The sequence below is a fragment of the Streptomyces celluloflavus genome, assembly GCA_000720995.1.
In the GTDB taxonomy this organism is placed as follows: domain Bacteria; phylum Actinomycetota; class Actinomycetes; order Streptomycetales; family Streptomycetaceae; genus Streptomyces; species Streptomyces celluloflavus.
This window is the reverse complement of record JOEL01000002.1, coordinates 68,537-90,241: the sequence shown is the minus strand read 5'-3', so window position 1 is coordinate 90,241 and position 21,705 is coordinate 68,537. Positions and strand designations below refer to the sequence as shown.

Below are 21,705 nucleotides of genomic sequence, written 5' to 3'. Positions count from 1 at the left end.
AGGGCCCCGGGTCTCCCCGGGGCCCCGACCTCCCCGCGCGGGCGGGGCCGTGCTCACACCTGGATCCGGCGCTCCACCGCGTCGACGATCTCCGCGATGGCCTGGTCGCGCGGAATGCCGTTCTTCTGCGATCCGTCGCGGTAGCGGAAGGACACCGCGCCGTTCGCCACGTCCTCGTCACCCGCGATGATCATGAACGGCACCTTGCTCTTCTGCGCGTTCCTGATCTTCTTCTGCATCCGGTCCGAGGAGGCGTCGACCTCGATCCGCAGCCCCTTGGCCTTCGCCTCGGCGGCGAACTCCTGGAGGTAGGGCACATGCGCGTCGCCGATCGGGATACCGGTCGCCTGCACCGGCGCGAGCCACGCCGGGAACGCGCCCGCGTAGTGCTCCAGCAGCACCGCGAAGAACCGCTCGATCGAGCCGAACAGCGCGCGGTGGATCATGACCGGACGCTGCTTGGAGCCGTCGGCGGCGGTGTATTCGAGGCTGAACCGCTCCGGCAGGTTGAAGTCCAGCTGGATGGTGGACATCTGCCAGGTGCGGCCGATCGCGTCCTTCGCCTGGACGGAGATCTTCGGGCCGTAGAACGCGGCGCCGCCCGGGTCCGGAACGAGCGGGAGGCCCTGCTTCTCGGCCACCTTGCGCAGCGTCTCGGTGGCCTCCTCCCAGGCGTCGTCCTCGCCGACGAACTTCTCCGGGTCCTTCGTGGACAGCTCCAGGTAGAAGTCGTTCAGACCGTAGTCGCGCAGCAGGTCGAGTACGAAGGTCAGCGTCGAGTCGAGCTCGTCCGCCATCTGCTCCTTGGTGCAGTAGATGTGCGCGTCGTCCTGGGTGAAGCCGCGGGCCCGGGTCAGGCCGTGCACGACGCCCGACTTCTCGTAGCGGTACACGGTCCCAAACTCGAAGAGGCGCAGCGGCAGTTCACGGTAGGACCGGCCCCGCGCATCGAAGATCAGGTTGTGCATCGGGCAGTTCATGGGCTTGAGGTAGTAGTCCGTGCCCTCGTCCAGCTGCATGGGCGGGTACATGCCGTCGGCGTACCAGTCCAGGTGGCCCGACTTCTCGAACAGCTTCCCCTTGGTGGCGTGCGGGGTGTAGACGAACTCGTACCCCGACTCCTCGTGCCGGCGGCGGGAGTAGTCCTCCATGGTGCGGCGGATGATGCCGCCCTTGGGGTGGAAGACCGCCAGGCCCGAACCGATGTCCTCCGGAATGGAGAACAGATCCAGCTCGGCGCCGAGCTTGCGGTGGTCGCGCTTCTCGGCCTCGACGAGGAACTCCAGATGCGCCTTGAGCTCGTCCTTGGTGGGCCAGGCGGTGCCGTAGATCCTCTGGAGCTGCTTGTTCTTCTCGCTGCCGCGCCAGTACGCGGCCGCCGAGCGCATCAGCTTGAAGGCCGGGATGGCGCGGGTGCTCGGGAGGTGCGGACCGCGGCAGAGGTCCTTCCAGCACAGCTCGCCGGTCTTGGCGTCGAGGTTGTCGTAGATCGTCAGCTCACCGGCGCCGACCTCGGCGGACGCCCCCTCGGCGGCCTCCGCGGCCGAGCCCTTGAGGCCGATCATCTCGATCTTGTACGGCTCGTCGGCCAGCTCCTCGCGCGCGGCGTCGTCGCTCACCACCCGGCGCGCGAACTTCTGCCCGCGCTTCTGGATCTCCTGCATCTTCTTCTCGATGCGCTTGAGATCGTCCGGGTGGAACGGGGTCTCGACATCGAAGTCGTAGTAGAAGCCGTCCTTGATGGGCGGGCCGATACCGAGCTTCGCCTGCGGGAACAGCTCCTGCACGGCCTGCGCCAGCACATGCGCGGTGGAGTGCCGCAGGATGTTCAGACCGTCCTCGGAGGTGATCTCCACGGCCTCGACCGCGTCGCCGTCGGCGACCTCGTAGGCGAGGTCCTTCAGCTCACCGGCCACCCGTGCGGCGACGACACTGCGCTCACCCTGGAAGAGGTCGGCGGCCGTAGTCCCCGTGGTCACCACGCGTTCTTCCCGCTCGGAATCGCGTTGGACGGTCACACGGACGTCTGACACCGGTCTCTCCTGACTCATGTTTCCCTCACGTCAGCGATTGCTGCGCAGCCGAATCGTACCGAGCCGCCGGACCGGACCGCGAAACGGATTGTCCGGCGCCCCCGCTACTCCTCGCCCAGCGGCCCGCCGCACGCCTCCTCGAAGAAGTCCAGATTCTCCTGGAGGGACTTCATCAGCCGGTCCCGCTCCGCCTCGTCGACCTGTACGGGCGTGACATCGCGGCCACCGGTGATCCGCCGGAAACCGCCCCGGCTCTCCAGCCGCCCGCTCACCCGGATCGGCAGCCCCACCAGATGCGCGTGCCCCGCGATCCGGTAGTCCTCCTCCCCCAGCGCGACCCGCACCTGCACCACATCGGCCCCGTTGATCACCCGCAGCCGCACCGCCCCCGGCCCGCCCGGCCGCTCCCGGCGCAGCCGTACGACCGCCCCGGTCACCCGCACCGGCAGCGACGGCTCGTCCCGTACGTAGCGCTGCGCCGCCTGCTGGAGCGCGGGCAGATCACCGGGCGAGAACTCCACCGGCTCGGGGCGGGCCGCGAAACCGCCCGGGACGCCGGCCGCCGGTGACCACTCCACCGCGATCCGCACCCCCTCCGCGTCCCGCACCAGCGCGATCAGCGCCTCCGCCAGCTCATGGCAGACACCCAGCGCGACGGCCGCGTCGAAGGCTTCCATCCCGCCGGTGGCCCGCTGGTAGTCCGTCGCGTCGCGGATCGCGTGCAGCGCCCGCTGCAGCCCGGCGACCGCCGGGCGCCCGGCCCCCACCGGGACGAACGCGGTCAGCCGGCGCCCGGCCGACGCGGGGCCGGCCAGCACCTGGCCCAGGAACCCCTCGGCCCGCCGCTTGTACCTGGCGCCGTAGAACCCGGCCCGGCCGTACGTGCCCAGCGCGCCGGCCAGCAGCATCGCGCGCGCGGCACCCCGCAGCCGCTCCTGGGCCACCCACAGCGCGGCGCCCGAACCGTCGTCCGGGACCTCGCGCTCCCAGTGCACCTCGTCGCTGGGCACCGCGAGCCCCGTCAGCACGTCACGGGCGGACGGCAGGCCGCTCTGCGCCAGCGACGCCAGCGCCTCGCCCAGCAGCTCCCCGCTGTCGGGGAACCGGTGGTCGTGCGGCACCAGCAGGCTCGCGCCGCCGCCCCCGCCGGGTGGCGTCCACCGGGCGTAGTGCCCGGCGGTCCCGCCCCGGCGCCGCCACCCGTGCCGGGCCAGCAGCGCGCCGAGCACCGCCGGATCGACCTGCGTGGGGTCCGGCGGCGTCGCGTCGTACTCATCGGTCGGCCGGTACATCAGGGTCTCCCTCCCGCCCCGACCCGCGTCATGATCTCGCAGAGCGCGCGGTCGTCGAAGATCCGCGCCGTCGGGATCCGCACAGTGGTCCTGCGCCGGCCGGTCACCGCATGGCCGGCCAGATTGATCCAGTAGCAGCAGTGCCGCAGTTCGAGCCGGTCGTGGCCGGCCCGCAGCCAGTCCTCCTGGGTGCGCGGCACCAGCATCACGACCAGGATCTTGTGCACCGCCACGGGGGTACGGGCCAGCTTCACCAGATGATCGTTGTCGAGGGTGAAGGCGAAGGTCGGCCCCGGTGGGCGCGGTGCGGTCTGGTAGGTGCACTTGAGCTGCACCTTGATGGTGACCTCGTCGTCGACGGTGTGCCCTGGCGCACCGTGGCTGACGTGCCAGTCGATTCCGTTGTCCGGGAAGGGCTGCGCCAGCGAGCACCCGGAGGCGGCGGCAATCGCGTGCAGATAGCCCACCTGGAGGGTCTCCATGCAGGCGGTCGTGGCGAGTCCGCCGCGCCGCGGGGTGATCCGCTGTGGCAGCAGCCCGCCCGGTTCGGGCTGCGCGAGCGTCATCGCTCAATGCCTTCCGGGCTGTGCCGATCGAAGGTGACAGGGACGACGGGGAAGTGGCAGGCCGCGTACGGGAGAACTCCGCGCGCCGTCGGCCGCGCCCGGTGACGCCCGGAGGCGCCGCCGCCGGACCGCGCGGATCGCGCCGGCCCGTCCCTGTGGTTGTCTCCGCGTCAAGTGGTCCGCAAACAAGGACGGTTCGACCACCCGGCGGCTCGGGTATCACCAGCTCGGGTGGCGTGCACCGTCACCCACCGTACGAGCGCGAGGAGTTGGGATGATGCCGTGCTGGTATGACGGTCCGCTTGCTTCCTTCGACACCGAGACGACGGGCATCGACGTGGAACGGGACCGCGTCGTCTCCGCGGCCCTGGTGGTCCAGGAGACCCCGCGCGCCACCCCGCGCACCACCCACTGGCTGATCAACCCCGGCGTCGCGATACCCGAGGCGGCCACCGCGGTGCACGGCCTGACCGGGGACCATCTCGCGCGCCACGGCCGCTGGCCGGCGCCGGCGCTGGAGGAGATCGCGCGCTCCCTGGCCGCCCAGGTGCCGGCCGGACGCCCGCTGGTCGTGATGAACGCCCCGTTCGATCTCACCCTCCTGGACCGCGAGCTGAAGCGGCACCGGGCCGCCTCCCTCGACACCTATCTGGGCGCCCATCCGCTGTGCGTCCTGGACCCCCGGGTCCTCGACAAGCACTTCGACCGCTACCGCAAGGGCCGCCGTACCCTCACCGACCTGTGCGCGCACTACGAGGTCGAGCTGACCGGCGCCCACGAGGCGGCGGCCGACGCGCTCGCCGCGCTGCGCGTCGTCCGGGCACTGGGACACCGCTTCGCCGCCCGGCTGGACGGACTGCAACCGGCCGAGCTGCACACCCGGCAGGCGATCTGGCACGCCGCGCAGGCCCGCGGTCTACAGGAATGGTTCTCCCGCAGCGGTACCCCGGAGGCCGTCGATCCGCACTGGCCGCTGCGCCCCGGTCTCACCACCGCGGCCTGATGACTCATCAGCACATTCCCGGCGTATTCGCCGATCCGCGCAGCGCCGGCCGGTACCGAATGCGGCGCTCAACGAAAAGGACCGGGTCACCAATTGGTGACCCGGTCCTTGATCCCGGTGGGCGATACTGGGTTCGAACCAGTGACCTCTTCGGTGTGAACGAAGCGCTCTCCCACTGAGCTAATCGCCCGGGTGTCTGCGGTGTTTCCCGCGAACGACCTGAACAATACAGGCCGCCGGTGCCTTCCATCAAATTCCTGATTCCGCACCCACCGCGGCCACCGTGCGGCACCGTTCGCCGCCCCTCCTCCGCGGACCGGCCGGGAAGCCGGCCCGCGGCGCCCGGCGCGCATCATCAGCGCGTAGTGGACGAGGAACAGCGGCCGCGCAGGCACCGCGATCGGGCGCGGCGAGGGCTCGCACACCCCGGCCTCCCGGACGAAGCGGACCCGCGTCCTGCCGTCATCCGGCTCGACTGTCCGTCCAGATCCCCACCCGGCCTGCGTCCCCTCATCCGGATCCCGTACGCCCCCGCCGACGACAACCGTCAGGCCGAAGGGCAGCAGCGAGCGGAACCGGGCGACCGCACACCGTTCGTCAACGGGCGTCGCTTCGCACACCTGCGGCCACCACCAGGGATACGCCGCGAGATTTTCAAGGGCTGCGTAGACGGCAGTGGGCGGGGCGCTGAGCGGCCATACGCCGCGGAAGTGACAGCTGTGTGGACGGCGCGGCCGACCGGGCATGGTCCCGGTGTACCACCCGGATGGGCGCACCCACCCCCAACTGACACAGCGGCCCGGAGGCTTGAAGCCTCCGGGCCGCTGTCCGGGGTGGGCGATACTGGGTTCGAACCAGTGACCTCTTCGGTGTGAACGAAGCGCTCTCCCACTGAGCTAATCGCCCGGTGCGGCGCCAACATTACCCCACGTCGGCGGGGGTCCATGACCACCTGGGGAGCAGCCGCCGACGCACCACGGCGGCGCGGCGCCGAACCCGCCCGCCGCATATCGCGAGCGGCACGGCGGTGCTCACCGCACCGACGCCCGCCGCCGCACCGCCGAAGACCGCCGACCGGGCCGGACGGGGGCTACGAGCCGGGAGCGCCGTACGGAATGCGGTGCCCGGAGCCGGGCGGACGCCGGGCCGTCGCGACACCCTCCGCAACGCCCGATCACCCATCACTCTCCGTATTCACGGGGCGGGACTTACCGGACGAGATCCGTCCAGGGAATTCCCGTCGACGGCGATCGCGCAATCCGCCGTAAGAGGTACGGGAAGCCACCCAAAACCGTCAGAGGGGTTTACAACGGCACCGTAGGTGGCATGTCGATTTCGCCGACGTGCGAATCCCCGAGCGCACACTGAGCGAAAGGCCCTGGCGCTTATGAACACCACGGTCAGCTGCGAGCTGCACCTGCGCCTCGTTGTGTCGAGCGAGTCCTCACTGCCTGTACCCGCGGGCCTGCGGTATGACACGGCCGATCCGTATGCCGTGCATGCCACCTTCCACACCGGAGCCGAGGAGACCGTCGAGTGGGTATTCGCCCGCGACCTCCTCGCCGAGGGCCTGCACCGGCCCACGGGCACCGGAGACGTCCGCGTATGGCCGTCCCGGAGCCACGGACAGGGCGTTGTCTGCATCGCCCTGAGTTCCCCGGAAGGCGAAGCCCTCCTGGAGGCCCCCGCGCGGGCCCTCGAATCGTTCCTGAAGAGGACCGACGCCGCCGTGCCACCCGGTACGGAACACCGGCATTTCGATCTCGACACGGAGCTCTCCCACATCCTCGCGGAGAGTTGAGGCGTACCACAGCCACCCATTGCACCCATCCGCTCACGACTTGCGACCGTCCGACTCGGGGCGACGGCGCAGGACCGACAAGTTCATACGGCACACTTCGGCGCCGTCGCCGCGGACCCACCGCGGAGACGGCGCCGAAGCTTGTTCGAAGCGCTAGAGTCGGCGACCATTCGGCAAGGACACCAGGGGCGGGACCCGTCCGGCCCCGTGCGGCCAGGGAGCAGAACCGTGATGATCACCCATGACACCCGGTGTGCGCTCGACGCGGTCGTCGCTCTGCTCAACTCCGCTCCGGAGGGCGAGTCGCCCGGCGCACCGGACAGCCTCACCGGCCTCGGGGCCCTCGCGGACTTCGTGCGGCGCCACAACATCAGCGACGTGGGTGTCCTGGGCGAGAACGATCTGGCGGCCGTCCGGTCCGTCCGGGCGCGGTTCGCGCAGGTCTTCGCCGCGAACGACGACCGCACCGCCGCCGCGCTGCTGAACCAGCTGGTCGCCTCCGCGGGCACCACCCCGCAGCTGACCGATCACGACAGCTACGACTGGCACGTCCACTACTTCGCACCGGGCGCCTCGGTCGCCGATCATCTGGCCGCGGACGGCGGGATGGCGGTGGCCTTCCTCCTCGTCGCCGGGGAGCGGGAACGGCTGCGGCGCTGCGAGGCCCCCGACTGCCGGCATGCCTTCGTCGACCTCTCACGCAACCGCTCCCGGCGCTACTGCGACAGCCGGACATGCGGAAACCGGCTGCATGTCGCGGCGTACCGCGCGCGCCGCCGGGAGGCCGCGGGCTGATCCCGCCGGGCGGCCTCTCCACGGTCTTCGCAGGTCCGGGCGGCGCGGTCGCGGCCTCACAGGAGAAAGAGGTCGTGGACCGCACCGAGCAGGAGCAGAAAGCCGATGAAGCCGAGGAAGAGCATCAACGGCGGCTGGGACAGCGCGAAAAGACATCCGCGCGGTTCGGGGTCCGGGGCATCGTTCCGGGCCAGGGCGCACTCATCGTTCATCTCGCGCGCATCATGGCGCACATGATCGCCGGAGCGCGCCTCATACGCTCCTCAGCAGCGGGAGTTCATCAGATCCCGTGCTTTTTCAGGATCGCTTCGATGTCCGAGAAGTCATCCTTGGGTGCGCCGCTCCTGCCCTGGGTCTTCGGCGGTGCAGCCACCTCGGCTCCCGTGCGGCCGGCGCCGAGGGAGGGCGCGGAGGCGGCGGGCGCCACCGCGGCGGTCCGGGATTCCGGCGCGGCCTTGCGCTCCTTGCGGCCGCCGATGCCGCGGTGGCGCTCCACGGCCCGGCCGATCACGAACAGCACGGCGGAGAGCGCCAGCACCCCGAAGCCGGCCCAGACCGTGGGCTTGAAGACGATGCCGGTGAGCCAGTCGATGACACCCGTCATCACCAGGCCGACGGGGATGAGGGAAAAAGCCGCGATGCGGGTCGCGGCCAGGAACCGCTTGCGGTATGCCGTCAACGCGGCGATACCCAGGCCCGCCGCCGACACCGCGGCACAGACGGTCGAGGTCAGCATCCGGTCCTCCTGCCATCGATGAACGAGCGTACGATCCGCGCTCCCCTCCATCCTGCCTTGTCCGACGCTCCGAGGGCCACGTTCCGGCCCGGCCTCAGGGACATCTCGGGGTACCGCTCCTCCGCAGGTCCCAGTGCGAGGGCCTGGTCACGGGCTGGGAGACTGCTCCCATGAACGACCTCACCGCCGCCACCACCGCCCGCGCCGTCCTCGACGTCTGGTGCGATCTCCAGTGCCCGGACTGCCACGCCGCCCAGCAGGACCTGCGGGCGCTGCGCGAGCGCTACGGCGACCGGCTCGACATCCGGCTGCGCCACTTCCCGCTGCCGAAGCACAAGTACGCCTACGTCGCGGCCCAGGCCGCCGAGGAGGCGGTGGACCAGGGCAAGGGCCGGGAGTACGCCGAGGCGGTGCTGGCCCGTACCGAGGAGCTCGACGGCCGCGGCGAGCGGCTGCTCCTGGAGGTCGCCGGGGAGCTGGGGCTGGACGCCGAGGAGCTGGACACCGCGCTCGTCGACGGGCGGCATCTGCTGATCGTCGACGCGGACCAGGCGGAGGGCAAGGCGATCGGTGTGACCGGTACCCCGACGTATGTGATCGGCGGGGAGCGGCTGGACGGCGGCGAGAGCCAGGAGGGCCTGCGCGCCCGGATCGAGGAGATCGCCGACCGGCTGCTGGCCGGGCAGGGCTGAGCACGGCGGCACGAGTCCCGGGGTCCCGCGGGCGCTTCAGGGCCGTACCGGCCACCGGAGCGCCCGGTGGCCGGGGGCCCGGCGGCCCGCCGTCACAGGATCGGCTTCCACAGCAGGTACGCGGTGGGCCGGTAGCCGAGCGAGCGGTAGAGCCCGAGCGCGGGGGCGTTGTCCGCGTAGACGTTGAGGCCCAGGACCGGACGGCCCGCGGCGAGGCAGATCCGCTCGGCGAGAAGCATCAGCGTGCGGCCGTGGCCCCGGCCGCGGTGGGCGGGGTCCACCGTCACATCGACGACATAGCCGCCGGATTCGCCCGGCATCCGCAGGGCGACCCAGACGCTGCCGACATCCGTGCCGTCGTGCGCGAGGATCCGCAGCGCGTGGCCGTCCGTGCCGGCGCCGTCCGGCAGCATCCTGCGATGCCCCTCCGCCGACAGCCGCTCGGCCCGCTCCCGGGACATCCCCAGCGCCATCTGCACCCGCACATAGGCGGCGTGCGCCGCGGCGTGCCAGGCCGGGTACTCCGCCGCGCCGAGCGGACGGTCACGGGCGGCCGCGGGGAGTTCGGGCGGCGCGGTGAGCGCCTTGGCCATCCGGCGGCTGCGCTCGGTGTAGCCGAGGGCGGCCGCGAGCCGCAGCCCGGCCGCGGCCTCCGCCGGGACGGTCAGTTCGATCTGCCGGCAGCCCCAGCCGCGCAGCACTTCCTCGGCGGCGAGAGCGGCGACTGTGGCGCGCCCGCGGTGCCGGTCGAGCGCGTCGATGTCCAGGGCCTCGATCCGGCCGGCACCGGGGTCGAACCGCGCGTCGGTGGCCAGCCGGATCCCGCCGGCCCGGCGGCCGTTGACGCAGATGTCGTACGGACGGGCGCGGACCCCGTCGTCCCGTCGTTCTTCCGGTCCCGCGGGCCGCAGCGTTGTGGTCACGAGGACTTTCTACCCGTCCGCCCGCGCCACCGTCATCACCGCGGATCGAAGTCGGCGGCCGCGTGCGCGTCGAAGATCCGCATCGCCTCGGCCGTCACCGGCCCCGGCCCGTCCGCGAGTTGGCGGCGGTCGATCCGCGTCACGGCCTGCACATCGCGCAGCGTGGAGGTCAGGAAGATCTCGTCGGCCCGCTCCAGGGCGTCCAGCGGCAGATCGGTCTCCTTGGCGCCCGCCCAGGTGACGGTGAGGGCGCGGGTGATGCCCGCGAGGCAGCCGGAGGTCAGCGGCGGGGTGTGCAGTTCGCCGTCGAGGACGACGAAGACGTTGGAGCCGGTGCCCTCGCAGAGCGCGCCGACGGTGTTGGCGAACAGGGCCTCGGAGGCGCCCAGTTCGCGGGCGCGGGCGAGCGCGACGACGTTCTCGCCGTACGACGTGGACTTCAGGCCGCTGAGCGCACCGCGTTCGTTTCGGGTCCAGGGGACCGTGACGGCGGCGGTGGTGTCGGGGCGGCGGTGCGTCTCGGCGAGCGCGATGACCAGCGTCGTACCGGACTCACCGCGGTCCGAACCGAGCGGTGAGACGCCGCCGGTGTAGGTGATCCGCAGCCGGCCGAGCGCCATCGGGTTGGCGTCCAGGACGGCCGCGCAGCCGCGCCGCACTTCGTCCAGGTCGGGGTCGGGCAGGCCGAGCCCCCGGGCGGAGGCCGTCAGGCGTTCCAGGTGCCGGGTGAGGGCGAAGGCACGTCCGTGGTCGGCCTTGAGGGTCTCGAAGACACCGTCGCCGACCGTCAGCCCGTGGTCGAAAACCGAGACCCGGGCGCCGTCGGCGTCCCGCAGTCCCCCGTTGAGCCAGATCTTCATCGTCGTTTCCCTCCGCTCGCTTCGTACCGGCCAGACGCTACCGCGAGCAGCCGGGCGGCCTTCAACTCGGTCTCGGCCCACTCCCGCTCGGGGTCGGAGTCCCAGATGATGCCCGCCCCGGCGCCGAAGCGCAGGACGGGGCCGCCGGGGGCGGTGCGGTCGATCCAGAAGGTCCGGATCCCGACGGCGAGCTCCCCGGTGCGGCGGTCCGCGTCGACCCAGCCGACGCCACCGCAGTACGGGCCGCGCGGTGCGGTCTCCAGTTCGTCGATGATCCGCAGGGCGCTGGACTTGGGTGCCCCGGTCACCGAACCGGGCGGGAACGTGGCGCCGAGCAGATCCGCCCAGGCCGTCCGCTCGTGCCCCTCGGCCAGTTCGCCGCGCACGGTGGAGACGAGGTGGACGAGGCCGGGGTGCGGTTCGACGGCGCACAGTGCCGGGACGGTCACGGTGCCGGAGGCGCAGACCCGGCCGAGGTCATTGCGGACCAGGTCCACGATCATCACGTTCTCCGCCCGGTCCTTCTCGGACAGGTCCGCGGCGGTCCGGCCGGTCCCCTTGATCGGACCGGACTCGACGGTGCGGCCGGCGCGCCGCAGGTAGAGCTCGGGCGAGGCAGTGGCGACCTCGATGCCGTGGGCGGGCAGCCGGACCGTGCCCGCGTACGGGGCGGGGTTGCCGCGGGCCAGCACCGCGGTCAGCGCGTCCACGTCGGCACGGGCGGGGTCGGGCAGCGGTGCGGTGAGCACCCGGCAGAGATTCACCTGGTAGACCTCGCCGGCCGCGATGTATTCACGTATCCGACGTACGCCCGCGGTATAGGCGCCGCGGTCCAGGGAGCTGTGCCAGTCGCCGGGCCCGGGGCCGCGCCAGTGGTCGGGAGCGGGCCCGTCGGCGGCCGTCGCGGGGCGGACATCGCCGAAGCGGGCACAGACCACCGCTCCCTCGAAGTCCGCGACCACCGCCCACCAGCCCGTCGAGTCGAGGGCCGCGGGATCGCTGGTGACATCGCGCAGGTCGGTGGCTATCAGGCCGCCGAAGCGGGCCATGGCAGGGAAGGAGCGCACGTCAACGAGTCTATGGCGGGGCCCCGACCGCCGCCGTGGGCGAGCGTGCACCGCAGCACGCTGCACAAACGCGTTTTTGTACTGGCCCCGGAATCCGCTAGAGTTCAACACGTCGCCGGGACGCGAAAGCGCCCCGGAGGCCAGGTGACTCCCCGACGTAGTCTGGGAGAGATACCTGCGGACGTAGCTCAGTTGGTAGAGCACCACCTTGCCAAGGTGGATGTCGCGAGTTCGAGTCTCGTCGTCCGCTCGATGTGGGGGATCTTCCCGAACCCCTTCACTCCTGGTGGAGTGGCCGAGAGGCGAGGCAACGGCCTGCAAAGCCGTCTACACGGGTTCAAATCCCGTCTCCACCTCCAAGGACGATTAGCTCAGCGGGAGAGCGCTTCCCTGACACGGAAGAGGTCACTGGTTCAATCCCAGTATCGTCCACTGGATCCCCGGTCACGGGGTATCCGTCCCGCGCGATTAGCTCAGCGGGAGAGCGCTTCCCTGACACGGAAGAGGTCACTGGTTCAATCCCAGTATCGCGCACGCAGTATCCACGGAGATCATCGAGATCCGTGGTCCCGAGGACGATTAGCTCAGCGGGAGAGCGCTTCCCTGACACGGAAGAGGTCACTGGTTCAATCCCAGTATCGTCCACATCCAGACCGAGGGCCGGAGCAATCGCTCCGGCCCTCGGTCGTTGTCCGGGCGGACCGGCGGGAGGGGAGCAGCCGCTCCGGGCGCTGCCGCGGCGGACCAACTCCCGTGGGCTCCCGTGCGCCGGGCGGTGCGGCGCCGTGGGCCCGGAATGCCAGATGGCCGGGCATCTCCCCAGATGCCCGGCCATTCCTGCCGTCCGCCGTACCCCCGTCCCCACGGGGTTCCGGTCCGAAGCCTGTCCCGGGCCGCTCTCCCGGGACCGGGGCGCTCAGCGCCCCAGCATTCCGACCACGGACGACGCCTGTGTGATGACGGCTTCCCAGCCGCCGAACACCACGGCCAGGAGGACCGCCAGCGGCAGCACCATGGCCACCGCGACGAGCGGATGGCGGGTACCGGAGGACTGCCGGCCGCCGAACGCCGCGGCGGCCCTGCGCCCCTGCGTCCGGAGGGCCGCCCGTCCTGAGCCGTCCGCCATCGTGCCGCTCCTGTTCTGTGGCAGCGGCGGGCGTCCGACCTCGGGGGACGAGTACCACGCCCGCCGCTGGAACTCCACATTAGGCATCCGGCGGGCGCCGGTCGTCATGCCGACGTATCGATTGCCCCGCCTCCAGGAGGATGACGGCACGGTGGGTGACGTACTCCCCTGGGTGGAGATGGCGGGGCCGGGACCTGGGGACATCCCCGAGAGGGCACCCGGAGGTCCGCCCCGCGCACCGGGGATCCGCGGCGGCCGGTGACTTCGCTCACTTCGGCCGCTCCCCCGCGTGCCGCGGCCCGCCCGGTCCGCCCGGCCCGGCATCGTGCCGTACGCCCCGGCCCGGTCCCCGGCCTCCCCTGGGCGCCCGCTCCGGCCATCTGTCGGTGCGTCAATCCACCTGCGGCGTCGGACCCTTGAGATAGCGCGCGGGAAGTCGGGCCGTACGCCGTCCGGTTCCGTCCCGGGCGGCGCGGGTCCCGGCCGTCGCCGGCAATCCGGTTGCCGACGCATGCGCGGCCTATCAGCACAGCGCGCCGTCAATCCGTAAGCTGTGCGACGTCAGACGGTTGGCAGCGGAGTGGGGCCTCCCCACCGCAGGTAGGGGACGGACATGGCGATGATGCGGCTCCGGCGCGAGGACCCGCGTGTCGTCGGCACGTTCCGGCTGCACCGCAGGCTCGGCGCGGGCGGGATGGGCGTGGTCTATCTCGGCTCCGACAAGCGCGGGCAGCGGGTGGCTCTGAAGGTGATCCGGCCGGATCTGGCGGAGGATCAGGAGTTCCGCTCGCGGTTCGCGCGCGAGGTGTCGGCGGCCCGGCGGATCCGCGGCGGCTGTACGGCCCGGCTGGTCGCGGCCGATCTCGACGCGGACCGGCCGTGGTTCGCCACCCAGTACGTACCGGGGCCCTCGCTGCACGACAAGGTGAACGAGGAGGGGCCGCTGTCCCCGGCGCAGGTCGCCTCCGTCGGCGCGGCGCTGTCCGAGGGGCTGCTGGCCGTGCACGACGCGGGGGTGGTGCACCGCGATCTGAAGCCGTCGAACATCCTGCTGTCGCCCAAGGGGCCGCGGATCATCGACTTCGGCATCGCGTGGGCCACCGGCGCCAGCACGCTGACGCATGTCGGTACGGCCATCGGCTCGCCGGGGTTTCTCGCGCCCGAGCAGGTGCGCGGGGCCGCGGTGACACCGGCGACGGACATCTTCTCGCTGGGCGCGACGCTCGCCTACGCCTGCACCGCGGACTCGCCCTTCGGACAGGGCAGTTCCGAGGTCATGCTCTACCGCGTGGTGCACGAGGAGGCGCAGCTGGCCGGGGTCCCGGACGCGCTGGCACCGCTGCTCGCGGCCTGTCTCGCCAAGGATCCGGCGGACCGCCCGAGCACGCTGTCGCTGTCGCTGCGGCTCAAGGAGATCGCGGCCCGCGAGGCGCACGGTCTGTCGGGCGATCCGGCGGAGGGCGGGGCCGACTGGGGGCGGGAGCGCCGTCCCGGTGGCCGGCCGACCGGGCAGCGGGCCGAGGAGTACGCGCGGCAGCGCACGGTGCGCCGGGCGGCCGGCACCCCCACACCGCGTCCGCAGTCGGCCCGGCCGCCGGCCCAGCGCGAGGCGCCGCCCCGGCCGGCCGCACCGGCGCCGCCAGCGGCGGGCACGGATCCGCGGGCGGCCGGGCGGAACACGGGGCGGGTCCCGGCGGCGCGGCCCGCCGCGCGCAAGGGTGCGCGCTCCCCGGTGCGGACGACGTCGGCCGGGCGCCGGCCGGGTCCCGACCGACGGCTGCTGCGGCAGCGGATCACCGTGTTCGTGACCGTGACGCTGCTGGTGGCGCTGGGGATCGCGGCGGCCCAGGGCTGCCAGGGGCCGACCCGCGGCCTGGGGGTGGAGCGGCCGGTGGCACCGGTGTCCGCCCCGTCCGCGGCCGGGCAGCCGGCGGAAGAGCCGCCGGCGGACGGTCCGCGGACGGACGGCTGAGGACCGGACGCCCGGCGCGTGCCGGTCAGGCTTCCGGGCGGCCCGTCGCGACCGCGTAGAAGGCGACCGCGGCCGCCGCGCCCACGTTGAGCGAGTCCACACCGTGCGCCATCGGGATGCGGACCCATTCGTCGGCGGCCCGCAGGGCGCCGGTGGTCAGGCCGCCGCCCTCCGCGCCGAGCATCAGGGCGGCGCGCTCCAGGGTGTGCACGGCCGCCTCGTCGATGGCCGTGGCCCGCTCCGCGGGGGTCAGCGCGAGCAGCTTGAAGCCCGCTTCCCGTACCGTCGCCAGGTCCCTGGGCCAGCTCGTCAGGCGGGCGTACGGCACGGAGAACACGGCGCCCATGGAGACCTTCACCGAGCGGCGGTAGAGCGGGTCGGCGCAGTCCGGGGAGAGCAGCACGGCGTCCATGCCGAGGGCCGCGGCGCTGCGGAAGATCGCCCCGATGTTGGTGTGGTCGTTGACCGCCTCCATGACCACGATGCGGCGGGCGGTGCCGAGCAGTTCGGCGGCCGCGGGCAGCGGTTTGCGCTGCATGGACGCCAGGGCGCCGCGATGGACGTGGTAGCCGGTGACCCGCTCGGCGAGGTCCGGGTGGACGGCGTAGACCGGGGCCGGTATCTCGTCGATGACGTCGCGCATGACGTCGACCCACTTGGCGGAGAGCAGCATGGAGCGCATCTCGTAGCCGGCCTGCCGGGCCCGCCGGATGACCTTCTCGCCCTCGGCGATGAACAGTCCCTCGGCGGGTTCGCGGCGGCGGCGCAGTTCCACATCGGTGAGGCCGGTGTAGTCGCTCAGGCGCGGGTCGTCCGGGTCGTCGACGGTGATGATTTCTGCCACGGGGAGATAGTGCCTTGTCGGTGTCGGGGTGCCGAGGCCGCGTACGGGATCGGTTACCTGGGGGTGCGGGCGGCGACGGTGACGACGTCCCCGATGACGATGACGGCCGGCGGCCGGACGCCCTCGGCCCGTACGGTCTCGCCGAGGGTCGCGAGGGTGGCCTCGACGCGGCGCTGGGCCGCGGTGGTGCCCTCCTGGACGACGGCCACGGGGGTATCGGTGGCGCGGCCGTGGGCGATGAGCGTGGCGGCTATGGCGCCGCTGTTCTCCACGCCCATCAGGACGACGAGGGTGCCGCGCAGCTTGGCGAGCGCGGACCAGTCGACGAGCGACCGCGCGTCGTCGGGGGCGACGTGGCCGCTCACGACGGTGAACTCGTGGGCCACCCCGCGGTGGGTGACGGGGATGCCGGCGGCGCCGGGGACGCTGATGGAGCTGGAGATGCCGGGCACGACCGTGCAGGGGATACCGGCCTCGGCGAGCGCCTGGGCCTCTTCCATACCGCGGCCGAAGACGAACGGGTCGCCGCCCTTGAGGCGGACCACGGCCTTGCCCGCCTTGGCGTGCTCGATGAGAGCCTGGTTGATGGCCTCCTGGGCCATGAACCGGCCGTAGGGGATCTTCGCGGCGTCGATGACCTCGACGTGCGGCGGGAGTTCGGCGAGCAGATCGCGGGGGCCGAGCCGGTCGGCGATGACGACGTCCGCCTCGGCGAGCAGCCGGCGGCCGCGCACAGTGATGAGGTCGGGGTCGCCGGGACCGCCGCCGACCAGCGCCACGCCGGGGGTGTGCGGGCGGCGGTGGTGCGGGGCGGCGAGGCTGCCGTCCCGCAGGCCCTCGACGATGGCGTCGCGTACGGCGGCGGAGCGGCGCGGGTCGCGGCCGGTGAGCACCGCGACGGTGACGCCCTCGCTGCGGCCGGTGGCCGGGGTCCAGGCGGTGGCGGCCTCCGCGTCGTCGGCGCGTACGCACCACACCCGGCGGTCCTCGGCCTCCTGGGAGGCCGCGGTGTTGGCCTCGGGGTCGTCGGTGGAGATCAGCGCGTACCAGGCGCCGGCGAGATCGCCCGCCTGGTAGCGACGGCGCTCCCAGCGGATTCCGCCGGTGTCGGCCATCGCCTCGACGGAGGGGGTGGCCGAGGGGGAGATCAGCAGGACGTCGGCACCGGCCGCGACGAGCGCGGGGAGGCGGCGCTGGGCGACCTGGCCTGCCCCGAGGACGACCACACGACGGCCGGACAGCCGCAGTCCGACGGGGTAGGCGGCGTGTTCGGCGGGGTGCTCGGCCATGGCGGGTACGGCTCCTTGTACGGATGGTTCGGGTCGTCGCCGCTGCGGCGCCGAAGCGGCTGGTGAGGGGTGGTGGGGCCCGGTGAGGGGTACAGCCCCGGCCCACAGCCTAGGGGGCTGTGGGCCGGGGGGCCGTGCGCGGGCGGGTGCCGGTCAGCTCTTCTCGGTCACACCGGCCGAGTCGAAGGTGGCGACCTCGTGCATGGCGCGGGCGGCGCTCTGCACCACGGGCAGGGCCAGCAGGGCGCCGGTGCCCTCGCCCAGCCGCAGGTCGAGGTCGACCAGCGGGCGCAGGCCCAGCTTGGTCAGGGCCGCGACATGGCCGGGCTCGGCGCTGCGGTGGCCGGCGATGCAGGCGGCCAGCGCCTCGGGGGCGATGGCCCGCGCCACCAGGGCCGCGGCACCCGCGCTGACGCCGTCGAGGATGACCGGCGTACGCAGCGAGGCGCCGCCCAGGATCAGGCCGACGAGGGCGGCATGCTCCAGGCCGCCGACCGCGGCGAGCACGCCGATGGGGTCGTTCGGGTCGGGCTGGTGGAGTTCCAGGGCGCGGCGGACCACCTCGACCTTGCGGGCGTGCGTCTCGTCGTTGATGCCCGTACCCCGGCCGGTGACCTCGACGGGGTCGGTGTCGGTGTAGACGGAGATCAGCGCGGCGGAGGTGGTGGTGTTGGCGATGCCCATCTCACCGGTCAGCAGCGCCTTGTTGCCCGCCGCGACGAGGTCGCGGGCGGTCTCGATGCCGACCTCGATCGCCTTCAGCACGTCTTCCTGGCTCATCGCCGGGCCGGTGGTGAAGTCGTCGGTACCGGGGCGGACCTTGCGGGGCAGCAGCCCGGGGGTGGCGGGGAGTTCGCCCGCCACGCCGACGTCCACCACGCAGACCTCGGCGCCGACCTGGTGGGCGAAGGCGTTGCAGACCGCGCCGCCGCCGAGGAAGTTGGCGACCATCTGGCCGGTGACCTCCTGGGGCCAGGGGGTCACTCCCTGGGCGTGCACACCGTGGTCGCCCGCGAAGATCGCGACGGCGGCCGGCTCCGGGATCGGCGGCGGGCACTTGCGGGACAGTCCGGACAGCTGCGCGGAGATGATCTCCAGCATGCCCAGCGCCCCGGCGGGCTTGGTCATCCGCTTCTGCCGCTCCCATGCCTCGCCGAGCGCCTTGGCGTCCAGCGGGCGGATGCCCTGAAGCGTCTCCTGGAGCAGGTCGTGCGGGTCCTCACCGGGCAGCGCCCGGCGTCCGTACGTCTCCTCGTGGACGACCCAGGACAGCGGGCGGCGCTTGGACCAGCCGGCCTGCATGAGCTCGGGCTCGTCCGGGAACTCGTCGACATAGCCGATGCACAGGTAGGCGACGACTTCGAGGTGGTCGGGCAGGCCCAGGGCCTGGACCATCTCCCGCTCGTCGAAGAAGCTGACCCAGCCGACGCCCAGGCCCTCGGCGCGGGCCGCGAGCCAGAGGTTCTCGACGGCGAGCGCGGAGGAGTACGGGGCCATCTGCGGCTGGGTGTGCCGGCCGAGGGTGTGCCGGCCGCCGCGGGTGGAATCGGCGGTGACGACGATGTTGACCGGCGTTTCGAGGATCGCCTCGATCTTGAGCTCGCGGAACTGCTTGGCGCGGGCCTTGGGCAGCGACGCGGCGTACGCGTCGCGCTGCTCCATCGCGAGCCGGTGCATCTTCTCGCGGGTCTCGTCCGAGCGGATGACGACGAAGTCCCAGGGCTGGGAGTGGCCGACGCTGGGAGCGGTGTGCGCCGCCTCCAGGACGCGCAGCAGCACCTCGTTGGGGATCGGGTCGCCGCGGAAGCCGTTGCGGATGTCCCGGCGCTCGCGCATCACGCGGTGTACGGCGGCGCGTTCGGAGTCGTCGTATCCGGCGGCCGGGGCCGGGATCGGGATCGGGGCACCGCTGGTGTCCATGACGTTGTCCACGGGCGCGCCGTCCTGGGGCTGGGGCTGGGTGGGGAGCATGGCGCGGACGGGTACACCGGCCGCATCGGTGGGTGCGGCGGCGGGGCCGGAGTCGGCGGTCACTGCCTCGGGGTGGGCCTGGTCCGCGACCGTGGACCGGTCGTCGTCCCGGTTCTCGGGCTCGGAGGCGTCCCGCTGGTGCGGGGGCGTGTCCGCGGCGGCCGCGCCAACGGGGGGAGCCGCGGGGGCCGCGGTCGTACCGCCGGCCGCCTGGGCCGGGATGCGGACGGCGGCCGACGGAGTGCCGGCCGGCGGCTCGACGGTGCCGGGCTCGGCGGCCTCGACGGGCTCGGCGTCGGCGGGGAGGGGCGCTGCGCCGGCTTCGGTGACGGGCTCGGCGACGGTTGCGGATCCGGTGACGGCTTCGGCTTCGGCTTCGGCTTCGGCTTCGGCTTCGGCGACAGGCTCGGCGGCCGGCACCGGCTCGGGCGCCGCGTCGGCCGGGGTGGCCTGTGCGGCCGTTGCGCCGGGGTCGTGCGGACCGGCCGGTACGAGCTGCGGCTGCCCGGCCGGGGTGTCCTGGTCCTGGCGCTGCGCAGGATCGGCGGGGGCCGCGCCGGGCGCGGCGGCTGGCGCGTCCGCGGTCTCGGTGGAAGCCCCGGGCTGCGGCGGCCCGGCGACCGGCTGCCGCGCCTCGGGCCGCTCTATGCCGGCCTGCTCCGGGGACGTGCCGTCGTCGGCCGCGGGCTCCGCGACCGGGCTCTGGGGGGCGACGACCTCCGGTGGGACGGTCGCGGCTGCCGTGGCCACCGGGGCGGCGTCGGGCGCGGCTGGGGCGGCGGACGCGGCCGGAGCCTCGGGCTCAGCCGGGGCGGCGGGCAGGGTCGGGGCATCGGCAGGGGTCGGCGCGTCGGCCTGGGCCGCCGCGGGCTGCGATTCGTCGGCGGACGCCACGGGCCGGGCGAGCGGGGTGTCGTCGGCGGCGGCCTCGGGCCCGGCCGGGGCGGGCAGCGCCGGATCGGCGGGCTGCGCCGGGACGACGAGCCGCGGGCCCTGCGGCGCCTGGGTGTTCTGCGCCGCGGGTGCGCTCTGCGCCGCCCGGTCGGTGTCCGGGTGCGCTTCGGCTTCCGGGTACGCGTCGGCGGCCGGCACGGCCGGTTCGGGCTGCCCGGCTTCCGGCGCCGGGCGGTCGACCGGCTCCCCGGCGGTACCGTCCGGCGCGGACGGGGTACCGACGGGCGGGCCCGGCACCTCGGCCTGGGCAGGCTGGACGTCCTGTGCGGTCCGGGCGGCCTGGTCAGGGTCCACGGTCTGCTGCGGGGCCTCGGCGACTGCCGGGGACTGCGGGTGGAGGGCGACGGCATCCGGCACGGGTGCGTCCTGCGCGGACGCTTCATGCACGGACGCTTCCGGTGCGGACGCTTCCGAGAGGGCGGTCTCCGGTACAGCGGTGTCCGGCGTGACGGTCTCCGGGACGGCCGATTCCGGTACGGCCGTCTCCGCCGCAACGGTCTCCGACACCTCCTGGCCAGTCGCCGCCGTGTCCTGCGGCCCGGCCGGCTCCGGCTCCTGCTGTGCCGTGGTCTGGGGCGCGGGCTCCGCCGCCGGGGCCGCGGTCAGCGCCGCGTCCTCGCCCTGCGGTCCGCCCGTCGCCGCTGTGCCGTCGGGCTCGCCCGGGGCGGCGTCGGCGGCGGGCCCGGCGGCCTCGCCGTCCGTGGCCTCCCCGGCGTCCTCGTCCGGCGCCGGGACGGGTGCCTGCCGCGGCGCTTCCGCGGCCTGCGGAGCGGTCTGGGCCGCCGCGCCGGTACCGGCGGCGGCTTCCCCGGCGGGTGCCGCCGCGGCGTGGTCGGCCGTTTCCGCCACCGGCGCCGCTACCGCCTGCGCCGATGCCTCGTTCCACGGCGGCATCCGGGACGGGATCTCGCCGAGCTGCGGGCCGGGCAGCGGGCCCTGGCCCGGGGCGCCGTACATCTGCTCGCTGTAGGACGACTGGTCATAGGACGGCACGCCGAACGGCTGCGCCGTGGGTGACGGCTCCCCGAAGGACTGCTCGGGGTACGCCTGGGCGACGGGCGGCGGGCCGCCGATCGGCTGCTCGCCCATGGTGGTGGCGGGGGTGGCGTCCGGGACGTCGAGGTATTCGGGGGCGCCTGCGGGGGGGCCGGCGGGCGGCTGGGGCGCGGCGGCCGGGCCGCGGTCGGCGAGCGAGCGGACCACCCCGCCGGTCGTCTCGGGGACGGGCGGGCCCATGTGCAGCGGACGGCGCGCGGGCGCGGCTGCCGGTGTCCGGCCCTGCGGCGAACGGACGGCGCCGAGGTCGACCGCACCGGAATCCCGGCCGCCGCTCTCGTGGTCACCGGTGTGCGCGGGCATCGGCGAGCCCGCGGCGGCCGTGGCGTACGGTGCGTTCTGCTGCGGCTGACGGGCCTGGACCTGCGGGTTCCCGTGCGGCTGCGGCTGGGGGGCCGGCTGCTCGCTCCAGGCGCCCTGGGCGCTCGGCATCAGGAGCAGATCGTCGTCCTCGGGGACGCCGTCGACCGGGTCGAGGTAGGGATACGCGGCCGGAGCGGGGACGATGCCCGGCTGCTCCGTCGTTCCGGTGTCGACAGGGGAGGGAACGGCCGCCGGCTGCGGCTGCCCGGGATGTCCGCCTGCGTTCTCCGGCAGTCCCTCGCCCGGGACCTGGCCGGTGTCGGTCATGCGTACCCCTCGCCCATTGGTAGTGCTCCTTCCAACCGCTCGTACGACGCGCTCACCGGGGCGCGCCGACGCCTCGATAGCTAGAACGAGCGGGC

17 protein-coding genes and 7 tRNA genes are annotated in these 21,705 nt (G+C 73.5%); 10 read left to right on the top strand and 14 right to left on the bottom strand.

The genetic code is table 11. From position 1 onward, the window contains the following. Positions 1 to 53: 53 nt before the first annotated feature. From thrS to IH09_RS02095, 3 genes are all read right to left on the bottom strand, one after another. A complete protein-coding gene (gene thrS, locus IH09_RS02105) occupies positions 54 to 2,033 on the bottom strand; it encodes a threonine--tRNA ligase (protein ID WP_052853514.1) in 1,980 nt (659 codons plus the stop codon). 104 nt (positions 2,034 to 2,137) lie between these two features. Next, positions 2,138 to 3,325 carry a hypothetical protein gene (locus IH09_RS02100; RefSeq protein ID WP_052853513.1) on the bottom strand — a complete coding sequence of 396 codons (1,188 nt, stop codon included), beginning with the start codon at positions 3,323 to 3,325 and terminating at the stop codon, positions 2,138 to 2,140. Continuing rightward, the gene (locus IH09_RS02095; protein ID WP_052853512.1) at positions 3,325 to 3,891 is read right to left on the bottom strand and encodes a DUF4365 domain-containing protein; all 567 of its coding nucleotides are present in this window, start codon (positions 3,889 to 3,891) and stop codon (positions 3,325 to 3,327) included. The genes IH09_RS02100 and IH09_RS02095 overlap by 1 nt, the downstream gene beginning before the upstream one ends. A gap of 277 nt (positions 3,892 to 4,168) precedes the next feature. On the opposite strand from IH09_RS02095, the gene IH09_RS02090 reads away from it, so the two are divergent. Continuing rightward, complete coding sequence (locus tag IH09_RS02090) at positions 4,169 to 4,894, top strand: exonuclease domain-containing protein (RefSeq protein WP_052853783.1); 726 nt, start codon at positions 4,169 to 4,171, stop codon at positions 4,892 to 4,894. Positions 4,895 to 5,012: 118 nt separating this feature from the next. Here IH09_RS02090 and IH09_RS02085 read toward each other — a convergent pair. Both IH09_RS02085 and IH09_RS02080 read right to left on the bottom strand, forming a co-directional pair. After that, positions 5,013 to 5,084: transfer RNA gene (locus IH09_RS02085), tRNA-Val, on the bottom strand. Positions 5,085 to 5,728: 644 nt separating this feature from the next. Further along, positions 5,729 to 5,800 (bottom strand) — tRNA-Val (locus tag IH09_RS02080). Positions 5,801 to 6,281: 481 nt separating this feature from the next. Here IH09_RS02080 and IH09_RS02075 point away from each other — a divergent pair. Both IH09_RS02075 and IH09_RS02070 read left to right on the top strand, forming a co-directional pair. Next, on the top strand, positions 6,282 to 6,695 hold the full coding sequence (locus tag IH09_RS02075; RefSeq protein ID WP_003959770.1) for an SsgA family sporulation/cell division regulator: 414 nt from the start codon (positions 6,282 to 6,284) through the stop codon (positions 6,693 to 6,695). A gap of 228 nt (positions 6,696 to 6,923) precedes the next feature. Beyond that, positions 6,924 to 7,490, top strand: coding sequence for a CGNR zinc finger domain-containing protein (locus IH09_RS02070; RefSeq protein ID WP_052853511.1), 567 nt, complete (start codon positions 6,924 to 6,926; stop codon positions 7,488 to 7,490). Between the two features lie 56 nt (positions 7,491 to 7,546). On the opposite strand, the gene IH09_RS38765 is transcribed toward IH09_RS02070, so the two are convergent. Both IH09_RS38765 and IH09_RS02065 read right to left on the bottom strand, forming a co-directional pair. Next, a complete protein-coding gene (locus IH09_RS38765) occupies positions 7,547 to 7,702 on the bottom strand; it encodes a hypothetical protein (protein WP_165484701.1) in 156 nt (51 codons plus the stop codon). Between the two features lie 68 nt (positions 7,703 to 7,770). After that, the gene (locus tag IH09_RS02065; protein ID WP_052853510.1) at positions 7,771 to 8,226 is read right to left on the bottom strand and encodes a hypothetical protein; all 456 of its coding nucleotides are present in this window, start codon (positions 8,224 to 8,226) and stop codon (positions 7,771 to 7,773) included. Positions 8,227 to 8,396: 170 nt separating this feature from the next. On the opposite strand from IH09_RS02065, the gene IH09_RS02060 reads away from it, so the two are divergent. Next, positions 8,397 to 8,918: a DsbA family protein gene (locus IH09_RS02060; RefSeq protein ID WP_052853509.1), complete on the top strand. Its 522-nt coding sequence runs from the start codon at positions 8,397 to 8,399 to the stop codon at positions 8,916 to 8,918. Between the two features lie 92 nt (positions 8,919 to 9,010). Here the strand turns inward: IH09_RS02060 and IH09_RS02055 are convergent, their stop codons facing one another. The 3 genes from IH09_RS02055 to IH09_RS02045 are packed head-to-tail and all read right to left on the bottom strand — an operon-like array spanning position 9,011 to position 11,768. Next, positions 9,011 to 9,841 carry a GNAT family N-acetyltransferase gene (locus IH09_RS02055; RefSeq protein ID WP_052853508.1) on the bottom strand — a complete coding sequence of 277 codons (831 nt, stop codon included), beginning with the start codon at positions 9,839 to 9,841 and terminating at the stop codon, positions 9,011 to 9,013. Positions 9,842 to 9,876: 35 nt separating this feature from the next. Next, positions 9,877 to 10,701, bottom strand: coding sequence for an aminotransferase class IV (locus tag IH09_RS02050; protein ID WP_052853507.1), 825 nt, complete (start codon positions 10,699 to 10,701; stop codon positions 9,877 to 9,879). Continuing rightward, positions 10,698 to 11,768 carry a chorismate-binding protein gene (locus IH09_RS02045; protein WP_190233184.1) on the bottom strand — a complete coding sequence of 357 codons (1,071 nt, stop codon included), beginning with the start codon at positions 11,766 to 11,768 and terminating at the stop codon, positions 10,698 to 10,700. The genes IH09_RS02050 and IH09_RS02045 overlap by 4 nt, the downstream gene beginning before the upstream one ends. Positions 11,769 to 11,945: 177 nt before the next feature. Here IH09_RS02045 and IH09_RS02040 point away from each other — a divergent pair. The 5 genes from IH09_RS02040 (at position 11,946) to IH09_RS02020 (ending at position 12,413) form a co-directional block, all read left to right on the top strand. Then, a tRNA-Gly gene (locus tag IH09_RS02040) sits at positions 11,946 to 12,018 on the top strand. Positions 12,019 to 12,053: 35 nt separating this feature from the next. Next, positions 12,054 to 12,127, top strand: a tRNA-Cys gene (locus IH09_RS02035). A 1-nt stretch (position 12,128) separates the two neighbouring features. Continuing rightward, positions 12,129 to 12,200, top strand: a tRNA-Val gene (locus IH09_RS02030). A gap of 30 nt (positions 12,201 to 12,230) precedes the next feature. Further along, positions 12,231 to 12,302, top strand: a tRNA-Val gene (locus tag IH09_RS02025). A gap of 39 nt (positions 12,303 to 12,341) precedes the next feature. Beyond that, positions 12,342 to 12,413: transfer RNA gene (locus tag IH09_RS02020), tRNA-Val, on the top strand. Positions 12,414 to 12,684: 271 nt separating this feature from the next. On the opposite strand, the gene IH09_RS02015 is transcribed toward IH09_RS02020, so the two are convergent. Next, entirely contained in the window at positions 12,685 to 12,894 is a 210-nt protein-coding gene (locus tag IH09_RS02015; protein WP_052853505.1) for a hypothetical protein, read from the bottom strand. Positions 12,895 to 13,507: 613 nt separating this feature from the next. On the opposite strand from IH09_RS02015, the gene IH09_RS02010 reads away from it, so the two are divergent. Continuing rightward, complete coding sequence (locus tag IH09_RS02010) at positions 13,508 to 14,866, top strand: serine/threonine-protein kinase (RefSeq protein ID WP_052853504.1); 1,359 nt, start codon at positions 13,508 to 13,510, stop codon at positions 14,864 to 14,866. 25 nt (positions 14,867 to 14,891) lie between these two features. On the opposite strand, the gene IH09_RS02005 is transcribed toward IH09_RS02010, so the two are convergent. The 3 genes from IH09_RS02005 to cobT all read right to left on the bottom strand — a co-directional run bounded on the left by IH09_RS02005 (position 14,892) and on the right by cobT (position 21,610). Beyond that, positions 14,892 to 15,710, bottom strand: coding sequence for a TrmH family RNA methyltransferase (locus tag IH09_RS02005; protein ID WP_052853503.1), 819 nt, complete (start codon positions 15,708 to 15,710; stop codon positions 14,892 to 14,894). Positions 15,711 to 15,763: 53 nt separating this feature from the next. Continuing rightward, the gene (cobA, locus tag IH09_RS02000) at positions 15,764 to 16,999 is read right to left on the bottom strand and encodes a uroporphyrinogen-III C-methyltransferase (protein ID WP_052853502.1); all 1,236 of its coding nucleotides are present in this window, start codon (positions 16,997 to 16,999) and stop codon (positions 15,764 to 15,766) included. 153 nt (positions 17,000 to 17,152) lie between these two features. After that, positions 17,153 to 21,610 carry a nicotinate-nucleotide--dimethylbenzimidazole phosphoribosyltransferase gene (gene cobT / locus IH09_RS01995; protein WP_052853501.1) on the bottom strand — a complete coding sequence of 1,486 codons (4,458 nt, stop codon included), beginning with the start codon at positions 21,608 to 21,610 and terminating at the stop codon, positions 17,153 to 17,155. Positions 21,611 to 21,705: the final 95 nt, after the last annotated feature.

Bases quoted from the DNA above. Each gene is read 5' to 3' on its own strand.
- IH09_RS02100 (WP_052853513.1), bottom strand. From the start codon at position 3,325: ATGTACCGGCCGACCGATGAGTACGACGCGACGCCGCCGGACCCCACG.
- IH09_RS02095 (WP_052853512.1), bottom strand. From the start codon at position 3,891: ATGACGCTCGCGCAGCCCGAACCGGGCGGGCTGCTGCCACAGCGGATC.
- IH09_RS02090 (WP_052853783.1), top strand. From the start codon at position 4,169: ATGCCGTGCTGGTATGACGGTCCGCTTGCTTCCTTCGACACCGAGACG.
- IH09_RS02075 (WP_003959770.1), top strand. From the start codon at position 6,282: ATGAACACCACGGTCAGCTGCGAGCTGCACCTGCGCCTCGTTGTGTCG.
- IH09_RS38765 (WP_165484701.1), bottom strand. From the start codon at position 7,702: ATGAACGATGAGTGCGCCCTGGCCCGGAACGATGCCCCGGACCCCGAA.
- IH09_RS02065 (WP_052853510.1), bottom strand. From the start codon at position 8,226: ATGCTGACCTCGACCGTCTGTGCCGCGGTGTCGGCGGCGGGCCTGGGT.
- IH09_RS02060 (WP_052853509.1), top strand. From the start codon at position 8,397: ATGAACGACCTCACCGCCGCCACCACCGCCCGCGCCGTCCTCGACGTC.
- IH09_RS02050 (WP_052853507.1), bottom strand. From the start codon at position 10,701: ATGAAGATCTGGCTCAACGGGGGACTGCGGGACGCCGACGGCGCCCGG.
- IH09_RS02015 (WP_052853505.1), bottom strand. From the start codon at position 12,894: ATGGCGGACGGCTCAGGACGGGCGGCCCTCCGGACGCAGGGGCGCAGG.
- IH09_RS02010 (WP_052853504.1), top strand. From the start codon at position 13,508: ATGGCGATGATGCGGCTCCGGCGCGAGGACCCGCGTGTCGTCGGCACG.
- cobA (WP_052853502.1), bottom strand. From the start codon at position 16,999: ATGGCCGAGCACCCCGCCGAACACGCCGCCTACCCCGTCGGACTGCGG.
- cobT (WP_052853501.1), bottom strand. From the start codon at position 21,610: ATGACCGACACCGGCCAGGTCCCGGGCGAGGGACTGCCGGAGAACGCA.